The sequence below is a fragment of the Rhizomonospora bruguierae genome, assembly GCF_018397995.1.
Lineage (GTDB): Bacteria > Actinomycetota > Actinomycetes > Mycobacteriales > Micromonosporaceae > Rhizomonospora > Rhizomonospora bruguierae.
On record NZ_BBQH01000010.1, the window covers coordinates 330,458 to 343,008 of the forward strand.

Annotated in this window: 11 protein-coding genes; 4 read left to right on the top strand and 7 right to left on the bottom strand. The window is 74.7% G+C overall.

Going from position 1 to position 12,551, the window contains the following annotated elements; translation table 11 throughout:
* Positions 1 to 54: 54 nt before the first annotated feature.
* A complete protein-coding gene (locus KJS59_RS01525) occupies positions 55 to 1,227 on the top strand; it encodes a peptidoglycan recognition protein family protein (RefSeq protein WP_213450378.1) in 1,173 nt (390 codons plus the stop codon).
* A gap of 39 nt (positions 1,228 to 1,266) precedes the next feature.
* Here the strand turns inward: KJS59_RS01525 and KJS59_RS01530 are convergent, their stop codons facing one another.
* Complete coding sequence (locus tag KJS59_RS01530) at positions 1,267 to 2,247, bottom strand: cellulose binding domain-containing protein (RefSeq protein WP_213450379.1); 981 nt, start codon at positions 2,245 to 2,247, stop codon at positions 1,267 to 1,269.
* A 224-nt stretch (positions 2,248 to 2,471) separates the two neighbouring features.
* On the opposite strand from KJS59_RS01530, the gene KJS59_RS01535 reads away from it, so the two are divergent.
* Positions 2,472 to 2,762: a hypothetical protein gene (locus KJS59_RS01535; RefSeq protein WP_249713774.1), complete on the top strand. Its 291-nt coding sequence runs from the start codon at positions 2,472 to 2,474 to the stop codon at positions 2,760 to 2,762.
* 21 nt (positions 2,763 to 2,783) lie between these two features.
* Here the strand turns inward: KJS59_RS01535 and KJS59_RS01540 are convergent, their stop codons facing one another.
* From KJS59_RS01540 to KJS59_RS01560, 5 genes are read right to left on the bottom strand one after another with little or no spacing between them, the layout of a single operon-like run.
* Positions 2,784 to 3,566 carry a 2-keto-4-pentenoate hydratase gene (locus KJS59_RS01540; protein ID WP_213450381.1) on the bottom strand — a complete coding sequence of 261 codons (783 nt, stop codon included), beginning with the start codon at positions 3,564 to 3,566 and terminating at the stop codon, positions 2,784 to 2,786.
* A complete protein-coding gene (locus KJS59_RS01545) occupies positions 3,566 to 3,703 on the bottom strand; it encodes a hypothetical protein (protein WP_249713775.1) in 138 nt (45 codons plus the stop codon). Before KJS59_RS01545 ends, KJS59_RS01540 begins: the two co-directional genes overlap by 1 nt.
* A 40-nt stretch (positions 3,704 to 3,743) precedes the next feature.
* Positions 3,744 to 4,865, bottom strand: coding sequence for an acetate/propionate family kinase (locus KJS59_RS01550; RefSeq protein ID WP_213450382.1), 1,122 nt, complete (start codon positions 4,863 to 4,865; stop codon positions 3,744 to 3,746).
* Positions 4,862 to 6,949: a phosphate acetyltransferase gene (pta, locus tag KJS59_RS01555; protein ID WP_213450383.1), complete on the bottom strand. Its 2,088-nt coding sequence runs from the start codon at positions 6,947 to 6,949 to the stop codon at positions 4,862 to 4,864. Before pta ends, KJS59_RS01550 begins: the two co-directional genes overlap by 4 nt.
* Positions 6,942 to 9,326, bottom strand: coding sequence for a phosphoketolase family protein (locus KJS59_RS01560; protein WP_213450475.1), 2,385 nt, complete (start codon positions 9,324 to 9,326; stop codon positions 6,942 to 6,944). Before KJS59_RS01560 ends, pta begins: the two co-directional genes overlap by 8 nt.
* A 233-nt stretch (positions 9,327 to 9,559) precedes the next feature.
* On the opposite strand from KJS59_RS01560, the gene KJS59_RS01565 reads away from it, so the two are divergent.
* Together KJS59_RS01565 and KJS59_RS01570 are read left to right on the top strand one after the other, a co-directional pair.
* Positions 9,560 to 10,165 carry a DoxX family membrane protein gene (locus KJS59_RS01565; protein ID WP_213450384.1) on the top strand — a complete coding sequence of 202 codons (606 nt, stop codon included), beginning with the start codon at positions 9,560 to 9,562 and terminating at the stop codon, positions 10,163 to 10,165.
* 112 nt (positions 10,166 to 10,277) lie between these two features.
* A complete protein-coding gene (locus KJS59_RS01570; RefSeq protein ID WP_213450385.1) occupies positions 10,278 to 11,261 on the top strand; it encodes an Acg family FMN-binding oxidoreductase in 984 nt (327 codons plus the stop codon).
* Between the two features lie 16 nt (positions 11,262 to 11,277).
* Here the strand turns inward: KJS59_RS01570 and KJS59_RS01575 are convergent, their stop codons facing one another.
* Positions 11,278 to 12,444, bottom strand: coding sequence for an acyltransferase family protein (locus tag KJS59_RS01575; RefSeq protein ID WP_213450386.1), 1,167 nt, complete (start codon positions 12,442 to 12,444; stop codon positions 11,278 to 11,280).
* Positions 12,445 to 12,551 lie beyond the last annotated feature (107 nt).

A 12,551-nucleotide genomic window follows, 5' to 3' on the forward strand; every position in this document is an offset into this window, starting at 1 on the left:
ACTACCCCTTATCGGGTGCGACCGCTGGGAGGATCTGTGGTTTCTCGTCGGACGATGCTGACCGTGACGGCCGGCGCGGCCGCGGGCGCGGTGGCGTCGATCGCCGCCGCGACACCGGGATCGGCGTTTCCGATCAACCCGGACCTGGCGACGCCGGCGACAGCGCCGCCGCGACCGCGGGTGCCCGGTACCAAGTCGGTCCGGCGCGGCGTGCGCGGCGGGCGGTTGCGGGTCGAGAGCGCCGACGTCAAGGTGAGTCACCTCGGCGTCGCCCCGGCGAAGGGGTCGGTCACGCAGGTCCGGGTGCGCACCGCGATCGGGTGGGGCCACTGGAAGACCGTGCACGGCTGCACCGCGGGCCGGGACGGCTACCCCGAGGCCGGCGGGGTGCTCCTCAACGCGACGGGCGTACTCGGGTACGAGGTCTGGGTGGCCGGCGCCGGGTCGGCCGCGGTCACCGAGATCGACGCGTCGAGCGCACCGCGCGCCGGCCTGGCCGCGACGGCGGCCCCGGCCAGCTCGATGCCACTGCCCGGCGGCGCCTCCTGCACCGTGCCGTACCTGTCCCGGGCCGCGTGGGGCGCGAACGAGTCGCTGCGGTTCAAGAACGGCGTCGAGAGCTTCCCGGCGGAGTACTACCCGGTGCAGACGGTGACCGTGCACCACCAGGGCGACGAGGGCAGCAGCTCGGACCCGGCCGCCACCGTGCGCGCCATCTACGAGTACCAGTGCGTCGGGCAGGACTGGGGCGACATCGGCTACCACCTGCTCATCGACGACGCCGGCCGGGTCTACGAGGGGCGCTGGTCCGGCTCGGACGGGCTGCCGATCTTCGGCGGCGCCCCCGGCCCCGACGGGCGGCCCCAGATGGTCACGGCCGCGCACGTTGACGGGTTCAACTCCGGCAACATCGGCATCTGCCTGCTCGGCGATTTCACCACCAAGCTGCCCACCACCGCCGCGCGGGATTCCCTGCTCCGGGTGCTCGCCTCGCTGTCGGTGCTCTGCCGGCTCGACCCGTGCGGCACCACGAACTTCGTCAACCCGGTCAGCGGCACCGAAAAGCCGGGGATCAAGACGATCCCCGGGCACCGCGACTGGGCGGCCACCGAGTGCCCCGGCAACAAGTTCTACCCGCAACTGCCGAGGCTCAGGAGCGAGGTGGCCTACCGGAGCACCCCGGCCCCGCAGCTGACACCGGTACCGCCGGTCCGCCGGCTCCCCTGAGTCGGCGGGCGCCGGGTTCACCGCTGGGGCGGCGGTCCGTCAGTGGACGAGTACCGCTGCCGGCGAGTACGTCCCGAGGGCGGTGAACGCCCGGACGCTGTAGGTGTGCAGGCCCGGTCCGGGCGCCGGCAGGGCGGCCTCGCCGGCGCCGACCCGGCTCACCGGCGTGCCGTCCACCGCCACCTCGTACCCGGCGATCGGCGCGTTGGCGTACGGGTTGGCCCAGAAGTTCGCATCCCAGGCGAGCCGGACCACGGACGCGTCGGCGGCCGCGACGCGCGGGTTGGCCGGGGCGGCGGGGGTCACGTCGGTCCAGGAGACGTTGCCGAGCGCCGCGTAGGCCAGGGGCGACCGGTTGCCGGCGGCGTCCACCGCCCGGATCGCCCAGATGAACAGCTTCGGCGGCAGGATGCCGCTGGTGATGAACAGGCGCGGCTCGGTGGCCGTGCCGTACGGCATCCCGGACTCGAGCACCTCGTACGTCACCGCGCCCCGGTCGTCGGTGGCGGCGTCCCACTCCAGCCACAGGCCCTCGTTCGTGACGGTCCGCGCGTTGGTGGGCGCGGTGGGCGGCACGGTGTCCACATCGGTGGGTGGCTGGCCGCCACAGGGCGCGCCGTTGAGCGTGCAGCGCAGGGGAAGCCCGGTGCCGGTGGCGTTGAAGCCGAAGGTCGCAGTCCCGCCCGGCGGCACGTTCCCGGCCCATGAGGCGTTGCGGAACGTGTAGTGGTCGCCCGTACGGGTGTATGTGGCGCCCCATACCGAGGACAGGCTCGCCCCGGCGGGCAGGTCGAACTCCACGCGCCAGGTGACCAGGGCCGTGCCGGCGCCGTTGCGGATCGCCACGCTGGCCACGTACCCGGTGGACCAGGCGGCGGCCCGGGTGATCGCGGCGGTGGCCTGCCCCTCGGCGGCCCGCGCCGGCGCGGGCGCGACGGCGGCGAGGGCCACCGCGGCGAGGGGTACGGCGGCGGCGAGGGCGAACGTGACGGGCAGGCGGCCGGTACCGAGTCGCTTCATATCGAGCAGCATAGATGAAATGGCGGCGGAGCGGTTCATCCGCGACCCGTTCAGCGAGGACCCGGACCGGCGGTGGCCAGCGGATCATCCCATCGCCCCCTTCTGCCCGCGGCACCCCACACGTGCCTCCCGCCACTTCCTTCCCGCCGGTAGGAGTAAACGATCACCCAATGTGGAGCCGGAAATGGCGGCATGCCCGGCGCGTGCGCGGGAACGATGCCGGGGTGGCGAGTTTCGCGGTCGCGGCCTCCAGCCGGGCCACCAGCGTGGGCGGCACATGGGTGCCGGCCGGCGCGGTCCACGCGTGGCCGCCGGGGCAGAACCAGACGCTGTGCGGCCTGCCACTGGCCAGCAGCGGCCTGCGCCCCTTCCCGCACGTGCGCTGGGAGTACCAGCGCAGCGACCGGTTGGGCGCGACGGACGAGGTCCGGCACGTCTGCCGGCGCTGCCTGGCCGCCAGCCTCTCCCACGCGGAACACGGCCGGGCGTGGACCCGCACCGCGCCCCGCCCCTGACGGACCGCGGGCCCGCCCGCCTCAGTGCACCGCGAGCGCGACCGTTCCCAGGGGCCCGAAGTCCGCGGCCACGCGGGTGCCCGGACGCAGCGGCGCCGGGGCGGTCATCGAACCGGTGAGGACCACGTCGCCGCGGCGCAGCAGGCGGCCGTGCCCGGCGAGCGCGTTCGCCAGCCACACCACCGCCAGGAGCGGATCACCCAGCACGGCGGACGCGCTGCCCCGCACCGGCTCGCCGTCGTCCACCCGCAGCTGGCACGTCGCCGTGCGCACCGCGTCGGCGTCGTAGGCCGCCGGGGCGCCGAGAACGGCCCCGCAGCCGGCGCCGTTGTCCGCGATCAGGTCCGGGGCGCACCGCGCCCAGCCCGCGATGCGGCTGTCGACCACCTCGAACGCCGGGGCCACGTGCCCGACCGCCGCCGCGGCCTCGGCCGCCGTCGCCTCCGGACCGGGCAGGTCCCGGCCGAGGACGAACGCGATCTCCGGTTCGACCATGGGCGCGAACAGGCCCGCGCCCTCGATCCGGGCGGGCGTCGCGTGCGCCGTCCCGGCGAACAGCCGACCGTAGATCGGCGCGTCGCCGCCCATCGCGGCGCGGGCGGCGGCCGTGGTCAGCCCCACCTTGTAGCCCGCGACCCGCTCCCCCGCCGCGACGCGCCGCTCCACGACGAGCCGCTGCACCTCGTACGCGGACGCCTCGTCCCACCCGGTCAGCCGCCGGGAGGGCGGCTCGATGCCGCCCCGCTCGGGGGCGGCCGCCAGCAGCTCCGCCGACAGCGAAGCCAGGGCGGACGCCGGCGGCATCACGACCCACCGCCGAAGTCGGGGACGATCCGGCAGCGGACCGTCTCCCGGACCCGCCAGCCGAGCCGCTCGTTGCCGGCGCGGGCCCGGCCCACGTCGGCGACTCCCAGCGTGACGAGGCTGATGCGTTGCTCCACGGACGCAGCCTATCCGCCGGGCGGCCCGCCACCCCGCGCGCTAGGCGAGGGCGTGGCGGGTCTGCTCGGCGATCTCGAACTCCTCGTCCGTGGGGATCACGCAGACGGTCACCGGCGAGCCGGGCGGGGAGATCACCGGCTCGGCGCGGGCGTTTCGGTCCGGGTCCACGGCGATGCCGAGGCCGGCCAGGCCGGCCAGGGCGGCCGCCCGGACCACCGGGGCGTTCTCGCCCACCCCGGCGGTGAACGCGATCGCGTCCAGCCGGCCGAGCAGCGCCAGGTACGCGCCGACGTACTGCTTGATGCGGGTGCAGTACACGTCGAAGGCGAGCGTCGCCGCGGCGTCCCCTTCGGACCGGCGACGCAGGACGGCGCGCATGTCGTTCTCGCCGGCCAGGCCGCGCAGGCCGCCGTCCCGGTTCAGCAGGTTGTCGATCTCGTCGATGGACATGCCGCCGACCCGGTGCAGGTGGAACACGACGGCGGGGTCGATGTCCCCGCTGCGGGTGCCCATGACCAGGCCCGGCAGCGGCGTCATCCCCATCGTCGTGGCGATGCTGCGCCCGCCGTGCACGGCGCACGCGCTGGCACCGTTGCCCAGGTGCAGCGTGATGACGTTGACCTCCGCCGGTGGGCGGCCCAGCAGGGTGGCGGCGCACCGGGACACGTACGCGTGGGAGGTGCCGTGGAAGCCGTACTTGCGCACCCGCAGCCGCCGCGCCACCTCGACGTCGATGGCGTAGGTGGCGGTGGCCTCGGGCATGGTGGCGTGGAACGCGGTGTCGAACACGGCCACCTGCGGCACGTTCGGCAGCAGCCGCCGGGCCACCTCGATGCCGGCCAGGTTCGCCGGGTTGTGCAGCGGCGCGAGCGGGATCAGCCGGCGGACCGCGTCGACCACCGCGTCGTCCACGACCGCCGGGGCGGAGAAGTCCGGGCCGCCGTGCACCACCCGGTGGCCGACCGCGGCCAGCCCCGTCAGATCCAGAGTGGACAGGACGGAGCCGAGCGCGGCACCGTGGTCGGCCGCGTCGCCGCCCGGCTCCCCGATCCGCTCGACCAGGCCGTGCGCGAGGGTGTCGGCGCCGTCGAACAGGCGGTACTTCAGCGACGACGACCCGCAGTTGAGGACGAGCACCGCGCCCGCCAGGCGGCCGCTCATCCGGCCGCCTGGATCGCGGTGATGGCCACGGTGTTGACGATGTCCTTGACCGTGGCGCCCCGGGACAGGTCGTTGACCGGGCGGCGCAGCCCCTGCATGACCGGGCCGACCGCCACCGCCCCGGCCGAGCGCTGCACCGCCTTGTACGTGTTGTTGCCCGTGTTCAGGTCGGGGAAGACGAACACCGTGGCCCGCCCGGCGACCGGGTTGCCGGGCAGCTTCGCGGCGCCCACCACCGGGTCGATCGCGGCGTCGTACTGGATCGGCCCGGCCACCGGCAGGTCCGGCCGGCGCTGGCGGACCAGCGCGGTGGCCGCGGCCACCTTCTCCACGTCGGCGCCGGCCCCCGAGGTGCCGGTGGAGTACGACAGCATCGCCACCCGGGGCTCCACGCCGAACCGGGCCGCGGTGTCGGCCGACGAGACGGCGATGTCCGCCAGCGCCTCCGCGTCCGGGTCCGGGTTGACCGCGCAGTCGCCGTAGACCAGCACCCGGTCCGGCAGCAGCATGAAGAACACGCTCGACGCCACCGAGACGCCCGGCACGGTCTTGATGATCTCGAACGCGGGGCGGATCGTCGCCGCGGTGGTGTGCGCGGCGCCGGAGACCATCCCGTCGGCGTACCCCGCGGCCACCATCAGCGTGCCGAAGTAGTTCACGTCCCGCACCACGTCGTACGCCAGGTCGAGGCCGACCCGCCGGTGCCGGCGCGCCTCGGCGTAGGCGGCGGCGAACTCCTCCCGCCACGGGCTGGTTTCCGGGTCGACCAGCCGGGCCGCGCCCACGTCCACGCCCAGCTCGCGGGCCCGGCGGGCGATCTCCCCCGGGTCGCCGAGCAGGGTCAGGTCGGCCACCCCGCGGCGCAGGATCGTCTCGGCCGCCCGCAGGATGCGCTCCTCGGTCCCCTCCGGCAGGACCAGGTGCCGCCGGTCCGCCCGGGCCCGGTCGATCAGGTCGTACTCGAACATGAGCGGCGTCACCCGGTCGGAGCGGGTCACCTCCAGCCGGCTGGACAACTCGTCGGTGTCCACCGCCGACTCGAACGCCCCCAGCGCGGCCTCCACCTTGCGCGGGGTGGCCACGCTCAACTGCCCCTCGATGCGGCTGGCGGCGGCGATCGTGTGGTAGCTGTCGGCGGCGGTGACCAGCATCGCCAGCCCGGTGTTGAGCCGCTCGATGACCCGCACCGCCCGCGGGTCCGGCCGCTCACCGAGGGTGATCACCAACCCGGAGAGCGCGACCTGCCCGGCCGCGTGCGCGGCGCTCGCGGCGATCAGCAGGTCCGCCCGGTCCCCCGGGGTGATCATGAGCGCGCCCTCGACCAGGTAGTCGAGCAGCACCGGCACGTGGGCGGCGCCGACCACGAAGTCCAGCACGTCCCGGTCGAGGGCGGCCGGGCCGCCGGTCAGCACGGTGGCGTCCAGGGCCTCGGCCACCTCGGTGACCGTCGGCGCGGAGACCGCCGGGACCTCCGGGATCGCGTACACCGGCACCGGCAGGCCGGCCGGCGGCTTCGTCTCCGGCTGGACCCGGTTGGCGACCACCGCGAGGACGGTGCTGCCGAGGTCCACCAGGGAGTGGTAGGCGCTGCGCACGGCGGCCTCGACCGACGCGGCCGGCTGGTCGAGGCCGTCCACCACCGGCACCACCACGCTGCCGAACTCGGTCGCCAGTCGGGCGTTGAAGGCCAGCTCGCGCGGCAGTTCGCGGGGCCGGTCGCCGTCGTCCGCGGCGAAGTCGCTGCCGGCCACCACGACGGCGGCGCAGCGGCGCTCCAGCGCCCGGTACCGCTCGACGATGCGGCCGATCAGCTCCTCCCGGCGCCCGTCCGCCACCAGGGCGACGGCCTCCTCCAGGGTCACCCCGTACGCGTCGGAGTACGGCGCGACCACCGGGTACCGGGTGGTCAGCAGCTCCAGCAGCGGGTCGGTGCGGTCGCCGGGGACCAGCGGGCGGAACACGCCGATGCGGGCCACCCGCCGGGACAGCAACTCGGTCAGGCCGAGCGCCACGGCGCCCTTGCCACCACCCCGGCCCAGGCCGGTGACGTAGACGCCGCGCGCCGGCGGACGCTCATCACCCACGGCGGGCCCAGTCCCCGAGCGACCAGTCGCGCACCTCGGGCATGTCCTCCAGGTGCTCCACCACGTACGCCTGGTGCTCGGCGAGCTTGGCCTCGCACCACGCCATCAGGTCGGCGGCGCCGGGGGGCAGCCGCCGCGCGTTGTTGATCGCGTCCATCACCAGGTGGTACCGCGAGGTCCGGTTGCGCACGGTCATGTCGAACGGGGTCGTGGTGGTGCCCTCCTCGATGAAGCCACGGACCCGGAACCGGTCGGCGTCCGGCCGGCCGTGCACGAGCTGGTGGATCGCGCCGGGGTAGCCGTGGAAGGCGAACACCACGTCGACGTTGGTGGTGAACAGTTCGGCGAACCGGACCGCGCTCATGCCGTGCGGGTGGTCCTTCGGCCGTTGCAGCGCCATCAGGTCCACCACGTTGACCACCCGGGCCCGCAGGCCGGGCAGCCGGTCGCGGAGAATGTTCGCCGCCGCCACCGTCTCCATCGTCACCACGTCCCCGGCGCAGGCCAGCACGATGTCCGGGTCGCTGGTGCCGTCGTCGGTGCCGGCCCACTGCCAGATGCCGGCGCCCCGGGTGCAGTGCTCGATCGCCTCGTCCATGGTCAGCCACTGCAACTGCGGCTGCTTGTCGATGACGATCAGGTTGATGTACGAGCGGGACCGCAGGCAGTGGTCGGCCACGGAGAGCAGGCAGTTCGCGTCCGGCGGCAGGTAGACCCGGGCGATGTCGCCGCGCTGGGTCAGCACGGTCTGGATCAGGCCGGGGCCCTGGTGCGAGAACCCGTTGTGGTCGTTGCGCCACGCCGTGGAGGTCAGCAGCACGTTCAGGCTGGGCACCCGGGCCCGCCACGGCAGCCGGGTCGCCTCCTGCAGCCACTTGCCGTGCTGCACCGTCTGCGAGGCGCTGACCATCGCGAACGCCTCGTAGGTGGCGAACATGCCGTGTCGGCCGGTGAGCGTGTACCCCTCCAGCCAGCCGTGGCAGTTGTGCTCGGAGAGCACCTCCATCACCCGGCCGTCCCGGCCGATCGCCACGTCGTGCGGGTACACCTGCTCCATGAACGCGCGGTCGGAGACCTCGAAGACCGCGCCGAGCCGGTTGCTGTTGGTCTCGTCCGGGCAGAACAGGCGGAACCGGTCGGGGTTGCGGGCGTAGACGTCGCGCAGCAACTCGCCGAGCTTGCGGGTGGACTCGGCGCGCAGCCGGGCCGGCTCGGGCACCTCCACCGCGTACTCGCGGAAGTCCGGCAGCTCCAGGTCGCGGGTGAGCCGGCCGCCGTTGGCGTGCGGGCTGGCGCTCATCCGCAGATCGCCGGCGGGGGCGAGATCACGCACCGGCGGGGTCGGCGCACCGTCCGCGTCGAACAGCTCCTCCGGCCGGTACGAGCGCAGCCACCGCTCCAGCAGCGCCATGTGCTCCGGGTTCTCCCGGACCCCGGACAGCGGGACCTGGTGGGCGCGCCACGTGCCGGTGATCCGCACGCCGTCGACCTCGTCCGGGCCGGTCCAGCCCTTGGGGGTGCGCAGCACGATCAGCGGCCAGCGCGGGCGGGTGCCGTCCCACTGCCCGGCCCGCGCCCGGTGCTGGATGCCCCGGATGGTGCCCCACGCCTGCGCCAGCGCCGCGGCGAACCGGTGGTGCATGCCGGGCAGGTCGTCGCCCTCGACCTCGATCAACTCGTAGCCGTGCCCCGCCAGCAGCGAGCGGACCTCCTCGCGGCTCTTGCGGGCCAGCACCGTCGGTCCGGCGATCTTCGCGCCGTTCAGGTGCAGGACCGGCAACACCGCGCCGTCGCGGACCGGGTTGAGGAACGACACGCCCTTCCAGGAGCCCTCCAGCGGGCCGGTCTCGGCCTCGCCGTCACCGACCACCGCCACCGCCAGGAGGTCGGGATTGTCCATCACCGCGCCGAACGCGTGGACCAGCACGTAGCCCAACTCACCGCCCTCGTGGATCGAACCGGGCGTGGTCACCGACACGTGACTGGGAATGCCGCCCGGGCTGGAGAACTGCCGGAACAGCCGCAGCAGCCCCGCCTCGTCCTGGCCGACCCGGGGATAGATCTCACTGTAGGTGCCCTCCAGGTAGCCGGCCGCCACCAGAGCCGGCCCGCCGTGCCCCGGGCCGGCCAGGTAGATGGCCTCCTGCCCGGTGCGGCGGATCAGCCGGGACACGTGCGCGTAGACCAGCGCCAGCCCCGGGCTGGTACCCCAGTGGCCGAGCAGCCGCGGCTTGATGTGCTCGGGGCGCAGCGGCTCGCGCAGCAGCGGGTTCGCCCGGAGGTAGATCTGCCCGACGGTCAGATAGTTGTTCGCCCGCCACCAGGCGTCGATCTGGCGCAGTTCCTCCTCGCTCAGGCTCGCCAGTTCCCGAGCCAGCGGCTCAGGGTCGAGGTCGGTGGCGTGCTGGATGACTGTGGACACGGACGCTCCCTCCGGGCAGCCTCTTCGGCCCCACCATCCTATGAACGAACCGGGGCCCCGTCCCGGGGACGACCGCCCCTTCCGAGACGGGCCCTTGGTCCCATCGATCCCGGCGCTCCGGCCCGGGCGCCGCACCCGGCCACGGCGCGATCCTGATGGTGTCGGAAATCGAGGAAGCGGAGCCGGCCATGACCATCCAGAACAGCACCAGCGAGAGCAGCACCAGAACCCTGACCACCCCGCTCGAGCGGGCCGAGGTGCCCGGCGCGATGCTGACCAAGGCGGCGGCGAAGACGCTCGCCGTGCTCCGGATCGCGACCGGCTTCGTGTTCCTGTGGGCCTTCCTGGACAAGCTGTTCGGCCTCGGGTACTCGACCCCGTCCGCGCGGGCCTGGATCAACGGCGGGTCACCGACCAAGGGCTTCCTCTCCTCGGTCGAGGTCGGCCCGTTCCAGTCGGCGGCGCACGCGATCGCCGGCACCTGGTGGGCGAACGTCCTCTTCATGCTGGGCCTGGCGGCCATCGGGCTGGCCCTGATCAGCGGGATCGGCCTGCGGGTCGCGGCCGGGTCGGCCACCCTCATGATGGGCATGATGTGGCTCGCCGAGTTCCCGCTCGCCCAGCACACCAGCGCCGGCGCGCCCACCGGCTCGACCAACCCGCTGACCGACTACCACCTCGTGTACGCCATCGTCGCGATCGTCCTGGCCGCGGCGTACGCCGGGCACACCTGGGGCCTCGGCCGCCGGTGGGCGAAGCTGCCCTTCGTCCAGAAGCACCGCTGGCTGATCTGACCGGCACCCTCCATCGTGGCGAGCCGCACCGCGGCTCGCCACGCATGCTTTGCTGGTCCAGGAGCGGGTACCGGTCACCCGGGAGCAGCAGCAGGAAACGGAGCGACAAGACATGAGCGACCAGCAGGCGACGCCACGGCCCACCTCCGCCGCCCTGACGGAGGCGGCGGCGGTGGCCGGGTACGCGCCGTCGGTGCACAACACCCAGCCGTGGCGGTGGCGGATCCTGCCGGACGCGATGGAGCTGTACGCGGAGCGGTCCCGGCAGCTGTCGGCGGCCGACCCGGAGGGGCACCTGATGCTGGTCAGCTGCGGCGCGGCGCTGCACCACGCGGTGGTCGCGCTGGCCGCGGCGGGGCGCGCCGCCGAGGTGCGGCCGCTGCCCGACCCGGACCGGCCGGACCTGCTGGCCCGGGTCACCGCCGAGGCCCCGGCCGAGGTCACCGCCGAGGCGATGCGGCGCATGCAGGCGATCCGGCTGCGCCACACCGACCGCCGCCCGGTCAGCGACACGCCGGTACCGGAGGCGGCCGTGCAGGCGATCGTCGCCGCGACCACCGGGCTGGCCCGGCTGCACCTGCTGACCCGCGACCAGGTCCTCGAACTGGCCGCGGCGGCCAGCGCGGCGGCGGAGGCCGAGCAGGCGGATCCCCAGATGCAGGAGGAGTTGGCCTACTGGCGGGACCGCGCGCTGCCGCCCGAGGTGCTGCCCGAGCGGCCGGCGCAGACCACGGTGCCGGTGCGGGACTTCGGGGCGCCCGGCACGCTGCCGATCGGCCCCGGCCACGACCGCGCCGCCCGGTACGCGGTGCTGTACGGCGACGACGACGAGCCCCGGACGTGGCTGCTGGCCGGGCAGGCGCTCTCGGCGGCGTGGCTGGCCGCCACCCAGTTGGGCGTGTCGATGGTGCCGCTGTCCAGCGTCATCGAGGTCCCCGGCACCCGGCAGGCGCTGCGCCGCGCGCTGGCCGACCTCGGCTACCCGTATCTGGTGCTGCGGCTCGGCGTGGCCGACCCCGAGCGCCGCGGCCCCGCCCACCCGCCGCGCCTGCCGGTCGAACAGGTGATCGACACGTCGGCGGTCGCGGCCGGGTAGGCGGGCCGGGCGCCGGTCACCCGTTGCGCCACGCCGCGGCGTCCCCGCTCCACTTCGGAGTGCGCTCGCTGCGGCCCGGCGCCCGCCCGCGCGCGGCCAGCAGGTGGCCCAGGGCGAACGACCCGAGCACCCCACCGACGCTGACGACCAGCGCCTTCGCCTCCGCCGGCGCGGGCACCGGACGGGCCAGCAGCGCCAGGAGCACCAGTACGTGCCCCTGGACCACGTAGGCGGCGAACGCGTCCCGGGTCAGCGCCGGGAACCGCAGTGGCGCCGCGAGGTGCCGCTGCGCCGCGCCGAGTAGCCAGACCGCGAGGTTGACCGACAGCAGCCCCTCCGCCGCCGCGGTGGCGAGCGCGGCCGGGTTCCAGCCGCCGAGGAAGTGGTCGGTCGGCTCACCCAGGGCCGCGACGAGCAGCGCGAACCCGGCGATGGCCGCGGAGCCGACGAGGGCGGCCAGGCCGCAGGCGCGGCGCAGCCGGTCCGGCACCGGGTTCGCCAGCCAGCCGGCCCGGGCGGCGTGGACCCCGAGGGCGAACAGCGCGACGAACTGCGGCCACTGGCACAGGTGGAGCCCGAGCGGGCCGCTGGTGTTCAGCGGGAACCAGCCGCGGACCACGAACGAGCCCGCCGCGACGACGGCCGACAGGCCGAGCAGCCGCCCGATCGTGATCGGGGTGGGCGGGCCCGCCCCCGCGCCGGCGCGCCGACCGGGCACCGCGCGCAGCACCGCGTACCCGAGCGAAAAGACCAGCAGCACCTCGGCGAACCACAGGTGTACCGGGTCCAGCGCGGTGACCGTCGCCCACGGGGAGCGTGGGCGCCCGGTCAGGCGGTCCAGAATGTACTGCGCGGGCGGCCAGAGCAGCAGGGTGAACACGAGCAGGGGCAGGCCCAGCCGCCGCAGGCGCTCGCGGGCGTACCGGCCCGGCGCCCGGCGGTCGACGGAGGCGGGGGTGAGCAGCCCGGCGATGAGGAAGAACATGCCCATCGCGAACAGCGCGAACGGCCCGAGGATCCCCTCCAGGACGGCCGTGGTGACCGGCGACAGGGTCACCTCGCGCGCGTCCGTGTACGCCCACGCGCCCTGGAACGTCGAGTAGCCCGCCCAGGCGTGCCCGAAAATCACCCCCGCGACCAGCACGATCTTCAGCCGGTCCAGGTAAGGCAGGCGATCGTCCAATGCCGCCGCCCCCTTCCCCCTCGGCCTCCCCGGTGCACCGGCGGGATGGCCGAAGGGTATGCCGCTGACGGCGGCGCGTCTACATCAGACGAGCACCCCGCCGGCGG